The sequence below is a fragment of the Cellvibrio sp. OA-2007 genome, from assembly GCF_000953825.1.
Classification (GTDB): Bacteria; Pseudomonadota; Gammaproteobacteria; order Pseudomonadales; family Cellvibrionaceae; genus Cellvibrio.
Genome location: NZ_BBUL01000020.1, coordinates 113,357 through 136,341 on the forward strand (window position 1 = coordinate 113,357; position 22,985 = coordinate 136,341).

Annotated in this window: 20 protein-coding genes; 6 read left to right on the forward strand and 14 right to left on the reverse strand. The window is 41.9% G+C overall.

The features are described from left to right. Positions 1–129: 129 nt before the first annotated feature. From AWU77_RS00760 to AWU77_RS00795, 8 genes are all read right to left on the reverse strand, one after another. On the reverse strand, positions 130–1,776 hold the full coding sequence (locus AWU77_RS00760; protein WP_062057738.1) for a phage tail sheath C-terminal domain-containing protein: 1,647 nt from the start codon (positions 1,774–1,776) through the stop codon (positions 130–132). Between the two features lie 17 nt (positions 1,777–1,793). Next, entirely contained in the window at positions 1,794–2,603 is an 810-nt protein-coding gene (locus AWU77_RS00765; protein WP_062057741.1) for a hypothetical protein, read from the reverse strand. A gap of 15 nt (positions 2,604–2,618) precedes the next feature. After that, positions 2,619–3,179: a DUF4255 domain-containing protein gene (locus AWU77_RS00770; RefSeq protein ID WP_238582280.1), complete on the reverse strand. Its 561-nt coding sequence runs from the start codon at positions 3,177–3,179 to the stop codon at positions 2,619–2,621. Positions 3,180–3,467: 288 nt separating this feature from the next. Continuing rightward, the gene (locus AWU77_RS20870; protein WP_062057746.1) at positions 3,468–6,044 is read right to left on the reverse strand and encodes an EAL domain-containing protein; all 2,577 of its coding nucleotides are present in this window, start codon (positions 6,042–6,044) and stop codon (positions 3,468–3,470) included. Between the two features lie 241 nt (positions 6,045–6,285). Then, positions 6,286–6,507, reverse strand: coding sequence for an RES family NAD+ phosphorylase (locus AWU77_RS00780; RefSeq protein ID WP_062057749.1), 222 nt, complete (start codon positions 6,505–6,507; stop codon positions 6,286–6,288). Between the two features lie 263 nt (positions 6,508–6,770). Next, positions 6,771–9,146: a S8 family peptidase gene (locus AWU77_RS00785; protein ID WP_062057752.1), complete on the reverse strand. Its 2,376-nt coding sequence runs from the start codon at positions 9,144–9,146 to the stop codon at positions 6,771–6,773. A 23-nt stretch (positions 9,147–9,169) separates the two neighbouring features. Continuing rightward, complete coding sequence (locus AWU77_RS00790; RefSeq protein WP_062057755.1) at positions 9,170–10,141, reverse strand: AAA family ATPase; 972 nt, start codon at positions 10,139–10,141, stop codon at positions 9,170–9,172. A gap of 73 nt (positions 10,142–10,214) precedes the next feature. Beyond that, positions 10,215–10,646, reverse strand: coding sequence for a type II toxin-antitoxin system HigA family antitoxin (locus tag AWU77_RS00795; protein WP_202966597.1), 432 nt, complete (start codon positions 10,644–10,646; stop codon positions 10,215–10,217). An 872-nt stretch (positions 10,647–11,518) separates the two neighbouring features. Between AWU77_RS00795 and AWU77_RS00800 the strand changes: the two genes are divergently transcribed. The 4 genes from AWU77_RS00800 to AWU77_RS00815 all read left to right on the forward strand — a co-directional run bounded on the left by AWU77_RS00800 (position 11,519) and on the right by AWU77_RS00815 (position 13,791). Next, positions 11,519–11,737 carry a hypothetical protein gene (locus AWU77_RS00800; protein WP_062057759.1) on the forward strand — a complete coding sequence of 73 codons (219 nt, stop codon included), beginning with the start codon at positions 11,519–11,521 and terminating at the stop codon, positions 11,735–11,737. Further along, positions 11,724–11,978, forward strand: a complete 255-nt coding sequence (locus AWU77_RS00805) for a hypothetical protein (protein WP_062057762.1) — start codon at positions 11,724–11,726, stop codon at positions 11,976–11,978. Before AWU77_RS00800 ends, AWU77_RS00805 begins: the two co-directional genes overlap by 14 nt. A 288-nt stretch (positions 11,979–12,266) precedes the next feature. After that, positions 12,267–12,653: an MbcA/ParS/Xre antitoxin family protein gene (locus AWU77_RS00810; protein ID WP_202966598.1), complete on the forward strand. Its 387-nt coding sequence runs from the start codon at positions 12,267–12,269 to the stop codon at positions 12,651–12,653. Positions 12,654–13,449: 796 nt separating this feature from the next. Next, positions 13,450–13,791, forward strand: coding sequence for a hypothetical protein (locus AWU77_RS00815; RefSeq protein ID WP_062057767.1), 342 nt, complete (start codon positions 13,450–13,452; stop codon positions 13,789–13,791). A 110-nt stretch (positions 13,792–13,901) separates the two neighbouring features. Here AWU77_RS00815 and AWU77_RS00820 read toward each other — a convergent pair whose 3' ends face one another. Next, entirely contained in the window at positions 13,902–15,281 is a 1,380-nt protein-coding gene (locus AWU77_RS00820) for a hypothetical protein (RefSeq protein WP_062057770.1), read from the reverse strand. A gap of 614 nt (positions 15,282–15,895) precedes the next feature. Here AWU77_RS00820 and AWU77_RS00825 point away from each other — a divergent pair. Both AWU77_RS00825 and AWU77_RS00830 read left to right on the forward strand, forming a co-directional pair. Then, positions 15,896–16,468, forward strand: a complete 573-nt coding sequence (locus AWU77_RS00825; RefSeq protein WP_062057773.1) for a hypothetical protein — start codon at positions 15,896–15,898, stop codon at positions 16,466–16,468. A gap of 142 nt (positions 16,469–16,610) precedes the next feature. Continuing rightward, complete coding sequence (locus AWU77_RS00830; RefSeq protein WP_062057776.1) at positions 16,611–17,387, forward strand: hypothetical protein; 777 nt, start codon at positions 16,611–16,613, stop codon at positions 17,385–17,387. A 154-nt stretch (positions 17,388–17,541) separates the two neighbouring features. Here AWU77_RS00830 and AWU77_RS00835 read toward each other — a convergent pair whose 3' ends face one another. Genes AWU77_RS00835 through AWU77_RS00855 form a run of 5 tightly spaced genes read right to left on the reverse strand, consistent with a single transcriptional unit; the run spans position 17,542 to position 22,695 of the window. Next, positions 17,542–18,438 (reverse strand): hypothetical protein, encoded by an 897-nt coding sequence (locus AWU77_RS00835; RefSeq protein ID WP_062057779.1) that lies wholly within the window; start codon positions 18,436–18,438, stop codon positions 17,542–17,544. Further along, positions 18,438–20,234 carry a hypothetical protein gene (locus AWU77_RS00840; RefSeq protein WP_062057782.1) on the reverse strand — a complete coding sequence of 599 codons (1,797 nt, stop codon included), beginning with the start codon at positions 20,232–20,234 and terminating at the stop codon, positions 18,438–18,440. The genes AWU77_RS00835 and AWU77_RS00840 overlap by 1 nt, the downstream gene beginning before the upstream one ends. Next, positions 20,224–21,480 (reverse strand): metallophosphoesterase, encoded by a 1,257-nt coding sequence (locus tag AWU77_RS00845; protein ID WP_062057785.1) that lies wholly within the window; start codon positions 21,478–21,480, stop codon positions 20,224–20,226. The genes AWU77_RS00840 and AWU77_RS00845 overlap by 11 nt, the downstream gene beginning before the upstream one ends. Positions 21,481–21,495: 15 nt before the next feature. Beyond that, positions 21,496–22,377: a Dam family site-specific DNA-(adenine-N6)-methyltransferase gene (locus tag AWU77_RS00850; RefSeq protein ID WP_062057788.1), complete on the reverse strand. Its 882-nt coding sequence runs from the start codon at positions 22,375–22,377 to the stop codon at positions 21,496–21,498. Further along, positions 22,378–22,695 (reverse strand): helix-turn-helix domain-containing protein, encoded by a 318-nt coding sequence (locus AWU77_RS00855; RefSeq protein ID WP_062057790.1) that lies wholly within the window; start codon positions 22,693–22,695, stop codon positions 22,378–22,380. It lies immediately after the preceding gene. Positions 22,696–22,985 lie beyond the last annotated feature (290 nt).

Sequence of the window (22,985 nt, forward strand, 5' to 3'; positions counted from 1 at the left end):
AAATGTGCAAAGTCCTTGCAGTGAATTCACTGGGCATTTATCCGCAAATAAAATCAGCAAATGAAATGCAACAACCTCGCGTCAAATGTATTCGCTTAACAACGTTTGTAAAAATCCGAGGCGAGCGCCTTAGGATTTTTGCATTTGTTGCTGGAAGGTAATCTCAATGAATTCTGCTGGGCGACTCAATGCAACCAATACCGTCACACGCAAAATACCTTCGAGAATATCTTCGGCAGTCATGGTTTCGCCCAAGCCTACGTGCACACTAAATGCATCTTCCGGGCTTGAACCAGCAAGGCCGCCACGCTTCCATACACCGGTGAGGAAATTGCCAATCATACTTTTGATGGTGACCCAGGTATTGGCAACGTTTGGCTCAAACACATAAGCCTTGCTCGCCAATTTTACCGACTCTTCCAACATGATCATGGTGCGGCGCACATTCACGTAGCGCCAATCCAGACTGTTGCCATCGAGTGTGCGTGCGCCCCATACCAGCGTACCTTCACCGATAAAGGTGCGAATTGCATTGACGGATTTACCGGCGGTATTCACGTTGAGGTCTTCTTGCTCTTCATGATTAATATTCACCGTGGGTGATGCAACTGCGCTCAAGCTAACGTTTGCTGGCGCTTTCCACACACCGCGGGTGTTATCCACCATGGTGTAGATACCGGCCATAGCGGCGCTTGGCGGCAGTAAATTTAATTTGTGTTGAATACCGGCGAGCACTTTGTTGTACAGCGGGCAAACTGCGCTGAGAGTTTTATGCAATTCATTGTTTTCCGCACTGCTTTTATTCGGGGTATCCGACAGTTTGGCAATTTCAGCAATGATGCTTTCCTGCTTTTTCAGCGATGGAATCGTTTCGCGCACCTCTTTGGTCAACAAACTTTCCAGCGCAGGCAAGCTGTCAGCGTGAATATTGCGGAATGACAACTCAGACACAGGCACAATCGAACTATTGACCCATGGGTAATAGACGGCACTAAAGGCGGGGAAGTTAGTGGCCATTTTATTGCGGAAATTATCGATACATTCGTTATCGCGGTTATCCATAAAACCGCCGTAGATATCGAGAATCGCGAAGCGGTTTTTCATTTCATAACCGCAGTGTGCCACCATAGATTGCTGCAGTTTGTAACAATCGGCTTGCTCTAATGACACAGCATCGGGAATCACCAACATGGTTGGCTCTTGCTCTTTTTTCAGCAATTGAATACCGGTAGCTAGATCACCCTCTTCAATACCATTGCTGTAATTACCCACGGAGACAACGTAACAAGCACCGCCACCGTTTTGGAAAAACAACATCATGCTGCGATACAGCAGATAATAAGAGCCTTCAAGTGACAGGAAAAACTTGTCATCTTTACCAAGTGAAAAATCTTCATCGGCGCTGCTAAACGGATCGGGATTTTTATCCACACCGGAGATAGCAGCAACTGCCTGACGGGCGTTATTAATTTCGGTAGCGATTGTTTTTTCATCGTCCGAGGCGCCAGGTGCGGCGGCAAACACCGCAGGAGTTGGTGCAGCACTGCCCTTGCGCGCAAGGCTAAATGTGGCTGGCGGCGGGCCGCCGAAGTAGCTGATAAATTCAGCCATTGAGGTAATGCGCCAGGGTTTGTTGAGCAGGCTTTTGCCTTTGTTATCGGCAAACTCTGTGTAGCCGACAAACGCCGGAACAGCGGTAGCTACTTCAACAACTGAGTTGGGAAATGCGTCTTTCTCGAGGATGTAGACGCCGGGAGTTTTATACGCGCCAGCCATATTCGTTCCTTTAAGTGCTATTGATTTACATAAATTTCTGCAACAAGGATTTGCTGCCCCCTGAGATCCATGCTCCTGCTGATCAAGTTAACTCCTGCGTTGGGTAAACGCTTGATCAGAATTTTGCCTGCGTTGCTTTTATCTTTCAGTTGAAACCGCTGTTTTGGCGCACTGTTCATTGCAATGGGAGTTTGCGAAATAAACGCTTTGCCATTTTTGACGACAACTTCATCACTAGGATCAAATGCCACCGCCAATTGCGAACTTAAATCATGGATCTCCAATTCCAATTTCGCAAGTTCACCAAAAAAATAGTACTTCCAATAGATATCGCGTGTGTTGAATTTAATATTGCGCAAAACCGGTGCGATCGATTCGCGTACTTGCGCAAATTCAGTGCTACTTAAATCTATATCCACAATTAACAGCGGTGTTTTATCGCCAGGTTTTGCGCGTACAGGTCGCGTGTCTTGCGATTCTGCCGGTTGCGTATCAAGTAATACAAGGCTGGTGTTATCTGCTGTAATATTTTTACTGTGGTAATACAAAGGCAATTTTCTATTTTGTGTTTCCAGTGTATAGAAACCAAAATAAGGATCTTGCGCAAACACTTCAAACCGCAGTACTGCTTCTTCATCAAATGCAAGCAAACATTCTTGATCCGCGATCAATGAAAATCCTGTCGCTTCAATGCGCATTAATAATTGATATTGCTGCATTACTCGCCGCGTTGCGGGCGTGGGTGAAAAAATTAAATTAGTGCAACGACCATCGGCAAAAAAAAGGTGCTCAACCGTCAGAGTCAATATGGGTTTGAAATGTGCCATGAAGATTGACCCGCATTAACCACGCAAATCGCCTTGCGGTTTGCTAACCAGAGGCAACTGAGCAATTACGTTATCAGGATTGATGGTTACCATGCGCACACGGTAATACACGGAGGGAAGGTATTTCCCGCCCAACAAACCCCAAAGATTACTTAAATCCTGAATGTTCAGGTTCTCGATATCCAATACGAGTTTATCGATGCGAGAGTCCAGATCCGGTGTTGAATGTTTATCAAATACCGGCTGCATCTGAAAAAATGCGATAGCTTTGGAAATAAATTTCAGCGCTTCGGCATAGTTGCTACCACTGAAATTCGCCGCCAACATCACATACAAATTTAAATAGACCGAGCGACTGCCAACTAGAGCGCGACCATCAAAACCGGCAGTGCGCGCTGCGCCAGATTGCGGCACAGTATCTTTTTCAATATTGGTCAGCAGTAAAATTAATTTATTGTTGGTGTGTGGTGCCGCGCTGCCATCGCTCTCCACCAAACTGGATACCACGACGATATCTTCAGTGAGATTATTGGTGCGCTTGAGATAAGCATTCAGCTGCGTCGCTAAATGATTCATGGCAGCCTGGATCAATCCACACCCCTAATGACGATTTCTAAATTTATGATTTTGGGGATGGTAGCACAAAATATTTTTGCGTCTTGTTCTTTTTTAAATACCGACCAGTTCACAAATCAAATTTGATGATTGATGCGCCAATAAATATTGGCCTCCCTGTTTAAGTATAAAAATCAAACAAAATGGCACGCAAATCACTTTATTCTTTTCGCGGATGTATTTGAATACTTCATTCTTATCGTTATGTTTTTAAAATAACCTGCGTTAAGGTTGATAATAGTTAGGCATTCAAGCCGACATATTAAATTTATCTACCGGCACCGGGCGGCCAAAATAATAGCCTTGGTATTTTAAACAGCCTTCTTTTTCTAACCAATCGCGCTGCTCTTTAGTCTCTACACCTTCGGCAATTACCGTGAGTTCCATGCTCTGCGCGAGGCGAATAATCATGCGCGCGATGGCGGCGTCATTGGGGTCGATGAGGATATCCTTAACAAAAGATTTATCGATTTTTAATTCGCTGATTGGCAGGCGTTTTAAATAGGAGAGTGATGAATAACCTGTGCCGAAATCGTCGAGGGAAAATTTAATCCCGTGGCTTTTTAGGGCATCCATTTTAGTGATAATTTCCTGCTGGTTAGCAACCAACATACTCTCAGTGAGTTCGAGTTTTAATTTATAGGGCGCCGCACCGCTCTGTTCAATGATGCCCAGCAATTGCGCAACAAAATCCGGGTGCTGGAATTGGCGTGCGCTGACATTGATCGAAAGAATAATATCGGCTGTTTGTGCTGATTTACTCCATTCCACTAATTGCGCGCAAGCGGTGGCAAAAATCCAATTGCCCATGGGCAGGATCAAACCGGATTCTTCGGCGATGGGAATAAAATCCAACGGCGGGATCATTCCGCGCTGTGGGTGTATCCAACGAATCAACGCTTCTGCACCCACTAGTGTGCCGGTGTGATTAATTTGCGGTTGATAATAGAGTTGGAATTGATGCTGTTGCAATGCATCACGAATTTCATTTTGCAACGCAAATCGCTGTGCCGTTAAAGTTTGCATTTCCGGATCAAAAAAGCGCAAGGTATTACGCCCTGCCGCTTTGGCGTGATACATGGCTTGATCAGCTTGTTTTAATAATTCTTCTATCTGTACCGGTTTATCACCAAACAAACAAATACCAATACTAGGTGAATTAAAATATTCCTGTCCCTCTAATTGATAAGCACAATTTAGACTGGCCAGAATTTTTTCTGCAATTTGTTGTACATGCAATGCCGCTTTATCGTGATCTTCATCAAGCCCTTCAAATACCACTAGAAACTCGTCGCCGCCCAGACGCGCGACGGTATCCTGCGTGCGCACCGCAAGCCGCAACCGTTCAGCAACGGCAATTAGTAAAAGATCGCCTATATGATGGCCACGATTATCATTGAGCGTTTTAAAATCATCGAGGTCGATAAACAAGAGTGCACCGAGTTTTCCTTGCCGCAAGCTTGTCGCAATCGCATGTTCCAGCCGGTCTTGCAGCAGGCGACGATTCGGTAGTTGTGTGAGGGGATCAAAAAATGCCAGTTTATTGATCCGCTCTTCACTTTCTTTGCGCTGGGTGATATCGCGGCTCAGCACTACAAAACGTGCAATTCCATCTTGCTCATCAGCTTTGCGCGAAACCGATAATTCAAAGGTGGCAAAACCGCGCGGTAACATCAGCGAATAACATTTACCAGAAGACATGCCTTTTTCAGCAGCTTCATCGAGCGCGGCATGAACGATAGTGCAGGCGTCTTCTGGTAAAAATAAATGAAAACTTTTGCCCAAAAATTTTATCGGCGCTACGGTGAGTAGTTCAGGTTGATTAGTGTGGTAATTGTGAATAATGCCGTTGATATCAATTTCAAATAACAAGTCGGGAATCGCATCTAGTGTTGCCTGCAAATGCGCGCGCGCATGCAGCAGTTCGCGAGTCTGTTCGGCAACTGCTTCTTGTAGATGTAATCGCCGCCGCTGCAACATCACCATCAACCAGCTCTGATAAGCCAACAAAAAACTCAATACCAAGGCAATAAGTATTTCGCCAATTAATTGCCAGCGTTTAGTCCAACCTGCGATGGGTGTAACACTGAGCGTCCAACTGCCGTTGGGCACTTCGAAGGATTTATCAACCGGGTCGATCAAATACTCAGGCGAGTTCACTGCAATAATATCTTGCTCACCAGTTTCTGGATTTATTCGCCAGAGCTTATAAGCCATACCCTGCGTATCCAACTGAGAGAGATTAGCCGCCTTCAATAATCGATCTATGCGAATGGTGACATTGCTGAAGCCCCAGAACTTCGTTTCACTTTGATCAACCAAATAAATCGGCAAGCGCGCAATGGCACCTACACCACCTTGCACCAATTGCACCGGCCCAGCGAGAGTTAACTTGCCGGAGTCGCGGGCACGAATCGCTTCTTTATTTTGTATGGTATCCGCAAGCTGATTAAAACCGAGGGATTTTTCGTTACCGGCTAGAGGATAAACCTGAGTGATGATGCCATTTGGCGACAAGCTGATATGAGAGACGCTATCGAAGTAGGGTAGTAGCTCGCGCGCTGCGTCATCAAAACGGCTTGTTGAACCATGCCCCAAGCGGATCATGGCGGCAAAAGAATAATTGAGTGTAAGCGCCTGATTGAGGCTATCGCGCACCAAAAAAGCATGATTCTGCGCAATATTTTCCACATCCGCACGGGTTGCATGGCGCTGATTTTGCTCAAACTGCCAAATTATAAGCGCCGAAAGACTGAGGCAGACTAAGAATACTGCCAACGCCATGGCTTTAGGTCTGCGCAGTAAAAAAGGAATGACCTCAGGCATAACAGCGAAAACACCCACAATTGCTAGATAAATTTAGTGCTCACTATAGCATCGTCGATGAGAAGTGCGTCCTGTGATTATTACCACTGGCATCTATCACTTCCAACGCCACCTCAGATATCCAACCCATCTCGGTTTCCGCTTCGCACAATTGCCATGGATTAGAGCGGCCGCTACTGGGGATTAACAACAATGGTTTTTTAATGCCGCCGAGATTGATGGGGGTAAGACTGAAAAAGGTCTACAGCAAAAACCGCGTATCAAACGGATACTGCCTGACACTAATAATTTCTGCATTGGCAGCAGCGACATGACGTGGGTTAAACAAATAGTTGAAGCTGTGCGGCACTACCGCACTGGGTACACGCATGAAGAGTGAGCTGCCGCTGATTAACCATTCATCACCTATGGCGCGGGTGAATTCGAGATCGTTTTGCCGCACGTAACCAGCGCTCTGTTTCATCGGTAGTCTGTTTTTGGCCTTTTTCACGGCAATGGGTGAGCCTACGCAGCGGAATGATCCAATCCAGATCGCGCCGGTTAAACCCCTGATCCACCAACAAGTCCACCGCCGAGGTAACAATGCCTTCGCGGCTGACTCGCACTACATCACCGTGATGCTCTAGCAGTTCTATTAGCCGCGCATTTTCAATACTAAGCCTTTCAAGATCTGTAACCACAGGAGTTTATTCGCCATTTAAAAGATGATTTTGAACCGACCAGTTGTCATTGCACTCTAGCCCGAGCTCTAATTTGCTGCTCTATACGTTGTGATATTTGGGTATACAACTGTGCATTTTCATTTTCACGATCAGTTACCGTAACAACAAGGGCATAATCTTCTTGCTCGAAGCTCATCGACTGTCCCCACTCTTTGTCTTGGCGAGTAACTACCACAAACCATTTTTCTGTAGGATTTGGCTGTCGAATACGCCAAGTTGAAGATTGAACAGTACCTTTACCTCTCAACTCTTCACTGATATCTCTGTTGCTTATTGCGCTTTCTTTTCTGGTCGAAGTTTCAGCTTGAGTATCATGATTGAAATGGCGCTCAACGGCTTCAAGAGAACTATCCTTGATTAATTTGAAGTGAATTTTTGTTGCAATGTAATCAATTCTTGTAGTTCTTACCGCCGGACAATAAGCCAACGTTACCCTGATCTCCCGAGCTGCGCGCTGTGATCTCAAAAATTCTACGGGCAATGGTAGTTCGAAGAAGTGATGTGAATTATTTTCAATTTTTTCTTCAGCCATGAGGACAACGGCATTCTGTGATGACCGAAATAACTCTCCTTCATCAATAACACCGTAACCTGCAACATCTCTACTCGCTTCACGATCAGTCTCAGATTTATATATTTCCTTCATTTCATAAGGAAAGCTATTTTCAATTTCAGGAAGCATATTTGCATGATTGACTAACAATGCTCGAAGTAAATTAGCCGATGCTTTAGGGTAATTATTAAGAACGCGACCAGCAAGATGGGTAATATAAGGTGCGGCAAAGCTAGTGCCGCTGATTTCACTGAATAATGTATTGCCAATAAATTTATTATTGCAGGTAAGCACACCCAACCCACGCATCACAGCACGATGCCCATCACCCGTTCTCATTGCAACAGCGAGATTACCGCCGACAGCAACCAACTCAGGTTTGATTGCACCTTTGATGGAAGGACCATGGCGACTAAATGGAGATGGTTGATTTTCGGTAGCTGGCGCTAACTGCCCGATTTCAGGATATCTTTGTGCATCAAAGGTAGCATTGTGACGAGCCAAGCTACCTACTGTCAGTACATTGAGTGCGGGAGCAGGGTCTATTATAACGCTTGCATCGGCCAACAAATATTCCGGGTATTCATCTCTCCAACTATTCGTTGGCACATTAGGGTCTGTAGAGCCAGAAAAATTTCCTGCCGATACAACAAATAAAATATTTAAATCTCTCGCCAATTTATCCAATACATAAGCGATACCTCGAATATGACGGTTGTCATAAGGAGCATTTGCATTACCTATAGATAAATTGAAAATTCGACATTGGTGCTCTTCAACAAAATAAGTTACCGCGTCCACCAATGTTTTTTCGATGGATGCTTCATCAAACTCGGCATTATCGTCCATAATTTTGCCATTGAAGATTAAAAGCTCTGGCCTCCAAAAATTGGTTGTATTACAAGCTTCAAGATCACCGTAAAGTACAATTCCTGCAACGGCAGTTCCATGGCCGTTTAAATCACCGCCATCTTCACCTCCTATGAAATTAACACTTTCAGCGATCGCTGGCGCTAACAATGGGTGGTTAGTTGCAACTCCACTATCAAGAACACAAACCCTAGCCGCTTCCGGCGAAGGAGATGAAATACCTTCCGGTAAATTTTCAATATCGCAATTTAATTGGCTATAGCGGATACCACTTTCAGGCGGTATATCTACCAGTCTTACGTCTGTGTGATTTAAAAGTGCGTCAGCCTGTGCAGAGTTAACCGACACTCGATACATAATTAAACTATCAAGATTTACTTTATCCTTGCGGCTGATATTGTTCTGAGTTAACCAACGCTCGAAGGCCTCGCAAACACTCAATCGTTTTGGGTGATGAGTAACTTCAACAGGCCAGAGCTCAACATCTAATAAATATTGCTCACTCTCCGGCAAGCCCTTTTTCTTGATGGCCCAGCTTTTACGATCTTCACTTGTCCAGTTATCGATGCCATCTATCGCTTCAAGAATTTGCCTGTATGTCAGTTCAGCATTGTCTAGTCCCAAACGTTGCAAATGATCTGCGAACATGGCAAGTCCGGTTTCGTCCGCAAATACTACGCAAATTTGATTGTCCTCTTGGCTTACAAACTCAATACCATGTCTGTGCAAATGGCTAATATCGAGATGCCCGACGTAACGTAACTTCAGTACAAAATTACCAGGGCGAGAGGTTTGCTGCTGCCGAGCAAACCGGAAGGCTTTGGTTAAATCAGTTGTTAGCTTCTGACCATGTCCACTAAGGTCACCCCTTGGGTGGCGAGGCATATTTATTTTTCTTGTGCGGCGATCATTTTCGAGTGGCTCTCTCTCGATCCTGAGATGTTCAAAATCAGCCATAGTCTGTCCTTATTAAATCTTAATTAATCTTCCCGTGATGCAGCCTGTTTCAAATCTTTAACAGTTAAAAATTCCTGACTCCGCAAAATTATTCGCTTAACCGCTCTGCGCACTATTCTTTCAATATCTGCGCCGCTGCGTTTGCTGAATAGATCAAGCAATGGTTTTTCATCAAGTTCAAATTGTCTGCGAACACCGCGCAGCTTGAGTGAAAGAATTTGTTGAATCTGTTCGCTATTAGGCAATGGAAAATCAATTGTTTCGTCAAAGCGACGCCAAATGGCGCTATCCAAAATTTGCTCATGATTGGTAGCTGCGAGAATAAGGCTCTTACCTTGATAGGCATCCATCATTTGGAGTACTGCGTTCACTACTCTGCGTAATTCGCCGTGCTCACCGGAGTCTGAACGCTCTTTACCAATTGCATCAAACTCATCAAACAGCGCAACCATTGGGAATTCAGCGATGAAGTCAAACACCTTCCGAAGATTAGCGGCTGTCTCACCCAGAAACGACGAAACCAGTGCATCAAGGCGAACGATAGCCAGTGGTAAATCAAGCTCAAACGCTATTACTTCAGCCGCCAAAGTTTTACCGCAACCTGGCGGTCCATGAAAAATAACTTTTCCAGAAGGCTTCATACCAAAACTGCGCAATACATCTGCCCTACGATGCTCTTCTAGCAATTCTTCAATCGCTAATTGGCTGGACTCTGGCAAAACCATTTCTTCCAGTGGTCTTTGGGCCTGACATATATCCAGCAGGGGAAGCCCCCGTTCTTTATCAACAGGCGGAACAGGCAGTACACCTCGACCATTCGGTTTCACTGGCTTCAAATATTCGCCATACAACATTTGCTCCAGGTCATTAGCTAACAGGTGATGCTGTTTCTGCCGCTCATCTTGAATAATAGCTTCGGATGCACGACGAAAAGCATCGGAGTCACCGCTAGCGCCTGCCTTAATGAGTTGTCTCAGTATTTTTCCGTTCGCCATTTTAGCCCCCTTGGCTAAAAAACTTTAATTTTCTTCGATTTCGATTATTGATTTCTATATAAATTCAGCTTTTTTAAGCAGCCTTTGACCGCTTGTGTTCAGACGCTTTTTGTAAAGCGGCACTCTTGGCAACTTTAGATTTTGACATGCAGATCAAAATTTCTACCGAGATATCTAATCCATCACTCAATTTGCGAATCATATTCAAACTAAGCTGACGTGTACCATTGAGAACTTCAGTAACTTTAGATGCTGAACCAATAAAAGGGATTAAATCTTTTTTCAATAACCCAAGCTGCTCCATTCGAAACTTGATAGCGTCTATAGGATCAGGTTTCTCTATCGGAAAATTCGTTTGCTCGTAGTGCTCAATTAATAAAGACAACACTTCTAACTCGTCGGCTTCTTTACTATTGGGCACTAAATTTTTGTTCATTAGTGTTTTGATTCGCGCCAGAGCTTTAGCGTGATCATATTTATTTTTTATTAGTTTTATATGATTCATGCTTCCCCCCTAAGAAATAACTTTTCGACAACGCTATTGCTGATAGCTCCTTTTTGGGAAGTATAGAGGGATATGTCGGTTTAAAATAAACCTTCATACTCCCCGAAGCTGCTAACTCATTGATTTTGCTAGGCTTGCAAAAATCACATTTTAAAATAAACAATCATACTGTTTTGTCGAAATGACAAAAACACTCTTATTTACCTAAAATAAAGAAGTTACCTTTCCTTTAAAATCAAAGACTTATAAAAAAACAGGCTTTAGCTGAGTGCTTAATGCAACTGGCGTCATCATATATGTAAATTGGACTGTATTTCAGCATTAAATTATCTCACAACAATGCGGTAAAACTTATATAACCTTTTATTAATACTGATTGAATATTCTGCACGATAACAGGGTGCGGTCTATCTCAATAGCGCTTCTGATAAATAGATAACCCCAGCCAAATAGTCTTTCTGAATGCAGTAGAGCCGCAGAAAAAATAGCGTACTCAAATGAATATAGCTAATCGTATGAGCGCAACATATTAAAAATATGTCTTCTTCATTTATTTTTGTTACTTCCCGGAGTAGCTACCTATTTATTTCTAATAGATCGGTTAAATTAGATCTAACAGGTTGAAGATGACTTGCTCGAAGTCGATTAGTTTCTTCGTAGCCTACTAGAAAGATGGTCGCCCGCTTGGTTTGGAGCTTAGTCCCGCAGGCGGTTCCGGCCAACCAACTGTGATTAATGCAGTTTATTTTATAATTTCATCTCTCGGCTTCAATGCGACAAAATGAACGGGCATATTTTTCATGTAGAGAAAGCAAAGTTTATTTTTCCTATTGATAATTAAATAACTTCTGATTTTAACTAAGGAATTTACGATGACTGCGAATGAGATTGATTTTGAGGAGCTGTTTCGCAGAATCAGCTCTCCCCAAACAAGTGAGCGTTTTAAAGCATTGCGCCTAGCTACAACTGAGGGCTTAGCCAGCACATTTAAACCTAGCGCCGCTGATTCAGAAAAAACCGAAGTTGCAGCCAAATTTCCCATCGGCATCAATTGTTCTTTTGAAAGGAGGAAAAAGAGTGACTTGGAATAACCGCATTTATAAGCATCTCATCAAAGGCAAGGAGTGCTTCGCCCTTCACGAAACATTTTATAACAACGAGACCGGTTTGATAGAAAACTGGACAGAAGAGCCACTTACCGAATTCAGCGATTCGATTGACGAACTTATACAGGATCTGGAACAGAAATTGGTTGATGCCAAGCGATTCAGAAATGCAGTTCTACTCCCTAATGCAAGCGTGGAAGAGAACAATAGAATTGCATGCAAGTAAACTAATAATTATCAAACATGCTGAGTTGCACTACTCATAATCAACACCCTAAAGAACATATTCAGGAAGGCTATAAAGCGTCTCACATACAAATAGCCAAGCATTAATCAGCATGCTATTTTTTATAGCAATCGGTTTGGTAATTTTACGACATTCTATAAATTGAGATTTTTCTCAATATCCGCAATTACTAGTAGGGTGTTTTATTGACGACTGGGGTCTCCTGCGAGACAACAATCCAAGCTGACTGGTGACTGTGCCATGGTAGCTATCTAAATGGTGATGCTTATGGATTCCGTTAAAACCATCTCTAAGCACAATCGAAGCCGCATTAGCAAAATGTTAATAATGCTCTTCGAGCATTGGAACCTGTCAGCAAAGGATCAGCTCGGCCTACTCGGAGTATCGAAGAATAATAGATCACCGCTGCAGCGCTATCGGCGGGGAGGTCCCTTAACCAATGACCGAGATAAGTTAGACCGCGTAGCGATATTGCTGAGCATCCATAAATCCCTGCGTCTGCTATTTCCCCATAATCGTAATTTGGTATATTCCTGGATGACGACTCCCAATCGTGCCTTCAATGAACGTACCCCTACAAAGCTAATTGATGAGCAAGGGATGATGGGACTTTATATCGTGCAAAACTATCTTAATCGCCAGATAGGGCGATAGTAGTATCCCGCCAGCCGCTTTATGTTTGTGGTGATCTGCATTCAAAGTGGATTTACGCTTTAGTCTAGTCATGGGGGCGAGAAAATCTCACAAGAGGATTACTAGCCCGACGCCGCTTTGTATATATGTTGAATTTCGCCTAAATTTGACCCGCATTTGCATCTAATAATGATCCGGAATAATAGATATGAGGCACAGTCCTAAATGGATTTTAGATGTTTTACATGAGTCAATATTCGACACAAAAGTGGGTCAGTTTTGAGCGCAAATCAACAGTGTCCATTTAAAGGGAGCGTTTCACCCGTTGGGGCTTCTTTGTCATATGGAAATTTGGAAAATTTCCGTTTAATTTCCGAAAAATGAAAGGTCATTCTAGCCCCTAAGTCTCTGGATGGCCGAATATTTTCTATTCCATCTACGCGCCACAATTCTGGATGCCGCGCTAGTCTCCCACAGATAAATCCAGCCACATTGAATAACTCGTTGCCAATTTGCGCTATTGATCACCACATAAATTTGTTCATTTGCAATTATTTATAGAATTCACAGCTGAGGATAATTGAAAAGCTTGGTGTCGTCGTTACCAGTTCCTGATTTCGCAGACAGAAACCTTTCTTATCGAAATTATCCTGTTTCAGCTGATTTGATACATGCTCACATGATCACCATAAAAATTATGGAGTTTTCCACGAATACGGGTTAAATACTTCCCGCGATGATAGGACAACTGACCACTAGCCTGTCAAAAAAGTGTAGGATCAAAATATATGGTTCTGATCCGTTTAGGAGACTCAGTATGCAAGTTGAAGGTAAATTATTCGGCTGGTTTGAAACTGGTCTTGAGGGAGTAGTCTGGGCTCTTGAGCAAGACGGGGTTGCTGGCTACGACGGTCTATTCATTCTAGAGGAAGGAGATCACCTTGTGATTAGCTCACCATCGGGACAAGTATTATTCGATGATTATATTGTGACGGATACCGAAATTGGAAAAGAGCCGAGACCCTTCAGTCAAATAGTTCAGCCGCAAGCTAAAGGGTTATGGATTCATTGGACGCAAAAAGGCTTTTCACCTGATAAATGGGCTGAACTATTTATAAGCGAAGTAAACCGCGGTCTTCTTACAAAGAAGCAGGGTTAGGTCAGGCCTTAAACTACGTTCCGCTTTTGATCAGAAGTGATAGTTGAAAATAATTTTCTTTTAGTCCTCGAATGTTAAAAGCACCCTCGATAGAGGGTGCGATCAAATCTCTATAAAATAAATTTTCCTTCAGCTAGATATCCAATGGGTTCGGGGTTCGGAAGATCTTTTAAAATCTCTAATTCTCCCTTACGGGCATACTTATTGGTTATATGCTCGGTGCCCTTACCTTGGAGATATTGTCCTCGTTCACGCTCTAACCACACTGAAGCTACAACTCCAACAAAGTCTTGATAACGAGACCTGTGTGCTAAAGGGGTCTGTGAACGGCTTTTTTCGCTGGCTCTGGGATCTCGTGATTCATCATAATTCCACCATACCGTTATTAAAATTTCACCTGACCCATGATCTCGCCAGGTAATCACTGTAATTTTTTCGGCAATTGTTGTTTCAAGGAATCCATCGTTATCCCTTGATGACCCATCCCAATTGATTGTTAGGAGCTTTTTCTTTAATAGCTCATTTAGCGCAAGTACAAATAATTTTCGGTGCGGGTTCATCCCAGTTTTAATTTTACTAGCGCTTGGCTTTTTATCTTTTGGCGGTAAAGTTGGCTGAGTTTGTAACATGGCCATTCGCTCCATTTTTCCTGGACTGTTGAAATGAACATTAGAACCCAGTGACTCACCTTGCCAATCCTCAAGCACATATGGACTGGGAAGTGTACTAAGGGCGCTCATGATTTCATTAATCAGGTCAGTTTTAGATTTGGGGGCAGCCAAATACAGCTCTGAATTTCCAGCAGGGTTATACATTCCCTGCCAACGAGATTTAATCAAGACGAACTCATGTTTCGTAGCCCAGGCCGTTCGGGCTTCTACATTGGATTGAGATTGAACAGCTGGACCATATGGTTCGTCCGCCAATATGTACGTCTTTGTTTCCGGGTGATACCAAGAGCTATAGTGATCTTGTCCTGGTATTCGATTTTTTGAGCTACTGCCCGGATAAACACGCGAGTGGCTTTTAGATGGTCGCAAATTTGTTGCCGCAATGAATTGAATAACCCGCGCAGCTTTACAAATGTATTCTCGTGCGGCGGTTTGTTCTGTTGCTTCCTTTGTGCTGTCTAAATGGTCAATCTCAGTCTGACGAAAATGATACAAGTCTTTATGTAAGCCAAGATGCGACTGAGAAAGCAAAGAAGGGAAAGGTTGGCTAACAGGTACTTTTAATAATTCAAAACCGCTAGTGTTTGATTGCTTGTCCCACCAGCTCATTGAAATAAACACAAAATACAAAGGTTGCGCAGACGCTTTTTGCGCTATTGGCTTAATTGCATTCTGAGCATGTTTGAAATTTGAGAACCCGGCTTGTTGCGCCGCTAAATTAAGCGCTGTGGAATGATTGCAGTTTTGGTCACGTTTAATCGTTTTTGCTAAACGCTTAATCCCATCTAATGTAGACGGACGAACAGTAGTACTCAACATGGTAGTCTCCTGGGTCACGCAGATTCGTCGCCCGTCTACCGATCAATAACCCATAACCAGACATGTGATTAATACATGTGATTAGAAAGGGCTTGTAGTGCTGCTAACAGCTTTGCAAAGACGGACGTCAGGCTTCTACCAAAACCTTGTCTTGATACTAAATGAAAAAAATTATTTGTGAAAGAGGTGATGTAAATCAAATACGAACTTCATGTTGGAACCATCGAGTAATACATTCGGCCACTGATGCGTACTAAAAAGGCACAATTAGCTCCTCCCCCAGCCCCCTTTATAACCCCAGGATCACGCGAGCACATGGAGCAGCGGATCACAGGATCACGGCGAGCACCGATTTTCTTCTTTAACTCATTGAATTGGCACAACTTTCTCAAAATTTTTGTGCGATTTTGCACGTTACAGTTAGTTACTCCTCGCGAAATTGAATCGGGTCGATGAATCTAAACTTCATTTTAGAGATATGAATCGCGCTATATGATGCGCGTGGTTAAACGTTGATTATTACTTGTGATCGGTTACGCTGGCTTCATCGGATGGAGAAACATTGGAGTTCAAAAGTGGCAACGGTCAAGCAGAGTAAGACACGGCGGCTAAAAATGGCTGAGCGTGCAGAGCAATTAAAGAATCTTCATTTTCCTGATTTTCCGGCTCCTCTAGTATGGGATCGTAAGCAACATGATGGGTTTAGCACCATTCCCCGAACTTTGCCTATTGTAATGCAGGTCATTGATCATCAAACCAAAGGGCACGCCGCTGGCCACACATTATTTTGCTTATGGGCCCGCATGCCTGATCATCCAATGATTACTATCGAGAATCCCACAACTTATGCTGCAGAAGCAGGTTTCTCCGGCATACGCGCTACAGACACCTGGCGCCGAAGAATGAAGCTATTAAAAGAGCTGAGTTTTATTGATTCCAAATCCGGACCATCTGGGGATTTTCACTATGTATTGTTACTCAATCCTAATGTTGGAGTAGAGCAATTGCGAGCCAAAGGGCTTGTTCAAGACGAATTGTACGGACGCTTTATTGATCGCGTCGCAGATGTTGGGGCGATGGGGGAAATTGAAAGTTGGAAAAAATACCAAGCGGAATTGTTGAAGCGGACTGCTAATGAAGGTAAGGCACCTCCAAAAGCAAAAAAGATTTCGGTGAAAAAGACTTAAAGAGGAGCACGAAAAATGAAAAGAAGAGCGACGGTGTTTTCTGCTGTTCACCCGGAGAACGCCGAGATGAAGCCCCAATTGCAATAATGTTGGTAGCAGGACTGCAAAGGGGCGTGGTGCGCAATCAAAGTGGCTTGAATACATGCTGAGCCACTTTGATTATACAACTAATTTACAACATGGTAAAAAATTCACTCAGCCTACAGATAGGTCGATAATGGCACAGCTCCCAAGTTTGTTAGCAAAGAAATTAGGTAGCCATTATCCCGGTATATCTATCAATGTAGAATTCATCGTAATGGAGTCATGGCTGGAAAATATGCTACATGGTGTTAATTTTGCAGCCGAAAGATACATGAAAAGTGAATTAAGTAGGTTCGGTCCAGACGCAGATTATTCAGAGTACAGTCATGCATACGATATAGCTGAACAAGAAATTCCTAGAATTGTGAATGCATCGTTCGTAGTGTCAATAATAGCGTTATTCGAAGCATCGCTCGAAAAAATCCTAACTTTTTGCTGCACTCAGGAAAACGCTACCACATTAAAATCTTATTTGAAAAAGAATAATGTAAAACTTAGGAATTATTCAGTAGCAGATAAATTTATAAGTTATCTTTCCGAAGAACTAAAATTTGATTACAGATTTGATGAACAGAACATGCAGCAAATTCGAAATATGATTCATCTGCGAAATATTATTGCTCACGGTGGCGCGCTAATAGTTGACTATGCATTTTTTTCGCATGAATCGGAGAGTAGGCTGAAACAAATAGTTGATAGTTCAAATGCGACATTATCAATATCTTTTGGCCAATTAGTGGTGACAACTGAATACCTCACTGAAAGATTTCAAATTATTGATAGTTGCTTGGAAGATTTCATGGAATATGTAGAGAATCGATACTTTTCTGATTGAGTTGATATCGCTACTTGCGAGCTTTTAAAGTTAGCGGCCGGATGTCACATGCTTGCATCCATTTCTAACACTGAAGAGTTGGGTGTTGATAAGCGCGATGTGACTTTCGAGAATTGGGCTTCGCATGTCAGCTGAATTTTAATCAGCCATTAAATTATTCGCAATTGGATAGCGTTAGCTTATAACTAATTAAGCTTGCGGTTTTTTGATTTTCGTATTTATTGTCGTAATATTCGCCACTAACATACCAGACCGAAGCCTCTGGATGGATTAATGCAACAATCAGAGAAGTGGAAAAAAATACTTTAGGCCCAAATGGAAATAGTGCAGGTTTACTAACTTTTTTCGTTTCAGCAATAATAGAATTCAACATATATATTGATTCAACGGGGTCATGTACATTGTATTGGATGATATTTTTCTCACTAATTCCTTTTAGTAGTACGGCATTTTGCTCGTAAACACTTTCAATATATTTTTCTTCGGACGAAGATGGAACAAATATGTAACTATTATCTGCTTCTATATATTCGATAGCACCGATAGCCTTATCTTTTTCATATCCCAGGCCAACAATTGCAGTTACCGGAAATTGTGGCTTAGCATACCATCCCGAAAAACGCGGATGTGCAGGCGATACTCTATCATTGGGTGTAAAATTATTTGTGGGTGGATTGTAAACAGCTAAAGCATAGATTATAACAACATCAATACAAAAATCTCCTTCAATTGAATCTGCTATGATGGAAAAAATTGTAGCCATTTCATTCCTTTCTATATAGGTTATATCAACGCAAATAGTGATTTTTTTTGACGATATTTTTCTGTCAATAATATCTCTAAGTTCAGACCCACCAGAGTAGTTTGAGGCATTAATATCCATACGGATAGGATAGGATTTGTTATCCAAAGATTGCAAAATATTAAAAAGATTTTTTGACCTATCATTGCCATTGTCAGCATAGATACAAATGTCACTATTACTAACTAATTCTGTTAGTTCTGTAGTATTTAGATTTTCTAAATTCTCTACGGCTTTAGCAAGGCTCATTAAAATAACTTCCCTTGTTCTGTATTTTTAATAGTTTTGTCTTTACCTAAAATAGTTGACAGCTTTCTGGCTTTAGAAGCCCTTAACGGTAACCCTAGCTTGGGTGCCAAAAGATAAGAAACTCTAAATCTTTTATCCTTTAAATCATCATAGTCTTCAATGTCACCTCCTTGAGTCATGGATATCAAGGCACCATAATTTAAAGCAATTTTAAGAGCATTAATCACATCTGGAAGCTCGTTTTTATCGACCTCAAAAGAAAGATATGGATCTTCATTAAAGGCTTCGTTGACAACATTTTCTTTTAGGCATTCACCGATGGATTGTATTAGCTGACTCGGAGATCGACTCGTTGAAATGCCCAAATTATCTTTAAGTGCGGCGGTTTTTAGCATTGCCCAGTAAGTTTTGCTGGATTCTGTAACTTGTTGTGCCTGAGCGGCCCGGCTTATTGGAAGTTCTTTTGGATTATTCACCAATGTATTTAACGTCAATATCAGCCAGCGTGGATTTCCCTCACTAATAGCCGCAATCGCCTGCCAGCCAGCATATAATGTTTCCAATGATTTTCTGGTACGAGTATTTCCTTGTTCATTGCGAAATTCATTTCTGTAGGCCACGATAGGAGCTACCTTTCGTAACCAATCATCCGGTTTTCTTTTAAGATTTTTTACATCCTTATAGTCCATTCCTTTCTTTTCCATATATTCACGGAATGTCGCATCCTTGTCGCCGAGTTCCTCAAAAACGTCACCCCACTTTTCACCCCATTCGAGTGTCGAATTTTCTAAAAAGGGAGTTTCACCAAAAAGCGCAAGCGGGGTATTTTTATATTTCGCTTTAATAAAATGAGAGAAAAATTCTTGAATCTCATTTTTCGATTTGTGCCAAAGTTCAATGATATTGTAATCATTATTTTTTGAGCTTTTTATATTTCGCTCGCTACCGCTTCGTACATGCTTTAAATATCCTCGGCACGGAATCAGTGCAATTTTATAAATAAATTTTTTACTACTTGATCGCAAGTCGCTAAGTACGTCATTTTGCAGGGCTTCAGGTGCTATCTCAAACTCATCAAGAAGAAGGGCCCACTTGTGGTTAGCGGGCCTATCAAGGGCCGAATCAAAAAGCCCTAACATCATGTCAAATGTATTTTTAAACTTTATGGTGAGATAAGGATATTGATCAAAAATCTCATTTTCTGTCATTTGATATCCATGAGATAGCTTATAGGCAAGAGATCCAATTTCTTGCTGCCTTTTTTCTAATGAAAATTTTAGTGATTCTAGCGATATACCATTCATCTGAATTAGCAAAATATTTGCTATTTCTTTTATACTTTTGATTAAAGATATTTTTAATGATTTTAATGCATCACTTCCTAAAGAACTTGATTTTAATTGATAGGAATTGATAAATGCTTCTGTCGCTGAAACAAATATACATGTATTAAATGCTGATATTGCTAATGTTTCAGCCGCGTTGGTTGAAATATTTAATTTTGATAGAGAGCTAATGATTTCCGCCCAAACTTTATCTCCACCAACGTAAATCCCCTCATAAGGAAAAGACTCTCGAAAGAGTGAAGCATTTTCCCCATTCCAGTATGGAAGTGCATCATTAGCCAACATGCGCAGAATGGTTGTCTTCCCACTTCCTCGTGGCCCAAGAATAACGCTGTGACCATTTACTAGAGATGCCTTAAACGGTTCCGAAGGAACAAATTCCTTAATCAAATCTGCAGTCTTTTGATGTTTTGCGTTGAACTCTTTTAGTATTACTTCTTCATTCATCATAGGCCTCACTTTTAAGTGATAGCATAGTTATTTTTTCATTTTCATCGTATTCCATAGCAACCCCCAAATCACTTAGGTAATCACATAATTCATCGAGATCTTGAGGTGTAATATTACAGACGCGAGGGACTTTAGTTTTTATACTTTCCCAATTGCAAAAATATTCTTCTTTAATTATTTCTGTAATTTCTTGTGCTACTTTATATGTATCTTTTTCACCAAATCCTGTATCACTGAATAGCCCATCCAATCTACTGTCTGCTTTTTTAAAGGAATTCATTTCTGTCCAATTCCAAACATTTATTTTTCCCTTGAGTGAAAATGGTCTTTGATGTAATTCAACATCAAGGATATAAAATTGATTTCTGAAACCTTTCCCAAGTTTTATGTGGGCAGACAATGTTCCGGCAGAAAAGACGATGGGGCATCGGGTCCCGCGATTACTTTGTGCATAAACAATCCGTCCTTCATGTTTATGACCATGAATTATTAACCAGGCTCCATGTTCATTTAATGCAGCCAATAGTTGATCGCCTTTGGCCATGAAGTCAAAATCATTTCCTTGATTTTGAGTGTGTAATATAGGGTGGTGATGGCATAGGAAAATATTTATTTTGGGGTCAGAAGAACAATTTTTTAATTCTTCTTTGAGCCAATTAATTGCTGATTCCGCAGCTCTGCCACGCTGGTAATCATCTGAGTTGGATGTGTGGCGAGCGCAACTATTAAAAACGACTAATCGGAAATGCTCAAATTCATCAATAAATAAATAATCTGCACCAAAATAATGCACTCGTTCGGAGTGAGGAATTTTTTTATTGCGCGGATAGAAAACGGGGTAAGGTGGCGAAAGTTGCTTTAGATTTTCAAAGTAATCAGTGGGATTATTTAACGCCTCCAGAGAGGTTTTATATTTGACCTCTCTGGAGCATACATCATGATTACCCGTAGCGCAGGCCACAACTTGAGCTTCTAATTTCTGGCCAAGCTCCGTAAGACAGTTCCATGCCTTAACTAAACCTGTCTTATCGGCGTATGTAGTGATATCTCCGGGACAAAGAAGGAGATCAGCCGAAATTTGTTCTTTTTCTATTAGCCGTAATAAGTCATCCCATAAGGATGATGAGAAACCTCCACAAGGTTTTAACGTCAACCAAGACGGCTTTGTTGTCCCTGCTTTGGCTTCGTCAATAAAGTGTAAGTCACTACAAACGGCGATTTTTATATGAGTTATTTTTGAGTCCATTTCACAACTTTTAAATTAATAGTTCTTTATCAAAAGTTCACCAACTTTTGTCCTTTGCGTTGTATCGCTTGAAACACTTCTTACAACAGACACATTTTTAACATTCCAGCCGGGCAGCTTACCAATCACATGCTCGTCGCATCGATATGAAAGTAAAATCTTTACTCCACGTCTAGTAGCTCTTTGCATGGACTCCAACAGCCGATCAAGATGAGAGTCATCGAAATTTCCGGATCCGTATTCACCTCTGTCACGCTTATTACGATCTAAATAAGGGGGATCAAGATATATAAAGTCATCTTTTGTGGCTACGTCAATGATCGGTTCAAAATTAGAGCATAGCACCTCTACACCTTTCAACCGATTTGAAAAAGCTTTAATAAGTTCAAACTCTGGAATACCTAAATTTCCAAGTCCTCGTGAAACGTTGAACTGTCCTTCTAAATTTGTACGAAATACCCCATTGAAACAATATCGATTCAGATACCAAAAGCGGGCCGCTTTTTCTAATGAGCTCAATGTATCAGGGTTTAGGGAACGCAACTCATAATAGAAGCTTTCTGCGCTTGGCATTTGACAGACCGCATCCCATAATTTTTTGGGATGATTTTTTATTGCCTTATAAAGATGTATTAGGTCAGTGTTTATATCTGACAGAATTGCTCCTTTAGGCGACAGCGACAAAAAATATGCGGCCGAACCTGCAAACGGCTCAAAGTATGTTTTATAAGTATTCGGTTTCGCTTCCAGCAAGGCCGGTAATAGGCGTCGCTTGCTACCCGCCCAACGTATAACCGACGTCGCCCCTGGGACACCCTTTATATAAGCACTTTTTTCCAAAGACCTGTAAGACGGTAGCTCTGGAATTGTTGTTTGAATAGCCTCTAACCTTCTCATTTAAATCCCTGCCGTTGCCTTAAGTATTTCCTGAATTTTTCTTGCCCTTGACGGGCTTCTTTGAACTGCAAGATTTATCGCCGCTATAAACGACTCATCCTTTAAAGGGTCGTAGCCCGCATCGTCAATTAAATATGGGCTTACTAATACATAATTGCATATTTTTATAAATGCAGGGCTGATTCTCTTGCCGTTAATTACGCGTGAGATTTGACCCTGACTTAGACCGGCGTATGTTTCCATATCTTCTTGTTTTATATGCTTTTTTTTCAATGCTAGCTTAATATCGCTGCGTATATCATCGATTTTACGGTACATTGACCACCTCACAATCAAAATACATAAATACATATATTTTGAATACTAATTAATCGTTCGATAGTTGTAAAGGCGTAAATACGACTCAATGGAGCCCTCTAAAACTGGGAATAAGAGCGTTGCCGATGAGGAAGTGACAAAATTGGTATTTTCTGGGGGAAGCCTTGGATCGTAGTCCGTTGGCGGTCGTGGTTTATTGCATTGGGCGTTATTAGCAAGGCTCAGCGAGATGAGCATTGAGTTGATCGGCTTGATCAGGAAGAGCTAGTGCTTGTTTGGGGCCTGGAGTC

What these genes read in the sequence shown, in the direction of transcription:
- AWU77_RS00835 (WP_062057779.1), bottom strand. Translation starts at nt 18,438, where the DNA reads ATGAGCCTTGCTAAAGCCGTAGAGAATTTAGAAAATCTAAATACTACA.
- AWU77_RS00815 (WP_062057767.1), top strand. Translation starts at nt 13,450, where the DNA reads ATGCAAGTTGAAGGTAAATTATTCGGCTGGTTTGAAACTGGTCTTGAG.
- AWU77_RS00790 (WP_062057755.1), bottom strand. Translation starts at nt 10,141, where the DNA reads ATGGCGAACGGAAAAATACTGAGACAACTCATTAAGGCAGGCGCTAGC.
- AWU77_RS00780 (WP_062057749.1), bottom strand. Translation starts at nt 6,507, where the DNA reads ATGAAACAGAGCGCTGGTTACGTGCGGCAAAACGATCTCGAATTCACC.
- AWU77_RS00825 (WP_062057773.1), top strand. Translation starts at nt 15,896, where the DNA reads ATGGCTGAGCGTGCAGAGCAATTAAAGAATCTTCATTTTCCTGATTTT.
- AWU77_RS00855 (WP_062057790.1), bottom strand. Translation starts at nt 22,695, where the DNA reads ATGTACCGTAAAATCGATGATATACGCAGCGATATTAAGCTAGCATTG.
- AWU77_RS00795 (WP_202966597.1), bottom strand. Translation starts at nt 10,646, where the DNA reads ATGAATCATATAAAACTAATAAAAAATAAATATGATCACGCTAAAGCT.
- AWU77_RS00840 (WP_062057782.1), bottom strand. Translation starts at nt 20,234, where the DNA reads ATGATGAATGAAGAAGTAATACTAAAAGAGTTCAACGCAAAACATCAA.
- AWU77_RS00800 (WP_062057759.1), top strand. Translation starts at nt 11,519, where the DNA reads ATGACTGCGAATGAGATTGATTTTGAGGAGCTGTTTCGCAGAATCAGC.
- AWU77_RS20870 (WP_062057746.1), bottom strand. Translation starts at nt 6,044, where the DNA reads ATGCCTGAGGTCATTCCTTTTTTACTGCGCAGACCTAAAGCCATGGCG.
- AWU77_RS00785 (WP_062057752.1), bottom strand. Translation starts at nt 9,146, where the DNA reads ATGGCTGATTTTGAACATCTCAGGATCGAGAGAGAGCCACTCGAAAAT.
- AWU77_RS00770 (WP_238582280.1), bottom strand. Translation starts at nt 3,179, where the DNA reads ATGAATCATTTAGCGACGCAGCTGAATGCTTATCTCAAGCGCACCAAT.
- AWU77_RS00765 (WP_062057741.1), bottom strand. Translation starts at nt 2,603, where the DNA reads ATGGCACATTTCAAACCCATATTGACTCTGACGGTTGAGCACCTTTTT.
- AWU77_RS00850 (WP_062057788.1), bottom strand. Translation starts at nt 22,377, where the DNA reads ATGAGAAGGTTAGAGGCTATTCAAACAACAATTCCAGAGCTACCGTCT.
- AWU77_RS00845 (WP_062057785.1), bottom strand. Translation starts at nt 21,480, where the DNA reads ATGGACTCAAAAATAACTCATATAAAAATCGCCGTTTGTAGTGACTTA.
- AWU77_RS00830 (WP_062057776.1), top strand. Translation starts at nt 16,611, where the DNA reads ATGCTGAGCCACTTTGATTATACAACTAATTTACAACATGGTAAAAAA.
- AWU77_RS00760 (WP_062057738.1), bottom strand. Translation starts at nt 1,776, where the DNA reads ATGGCTGGCGCGTATAAAACTCCCGGCGTCTACATCCTCGAGAAAGAC.
- AWU77_RS00810 (WP_202966598.1), top strand. Translation starts at nt 12,267, where the DNA reads ATGGATTCCGTTAAAACCATCTCTAAGCACAATCGAAGCCGCATTAGC.
- AWU77_RS00820 (WP_062057770.1), bottom strand. Translation starts at nt 15,281, where the DNA reads ATGTTGAGTACTACTGTTCGTCCGTCTACATTAGATGGGATTAAGCGT.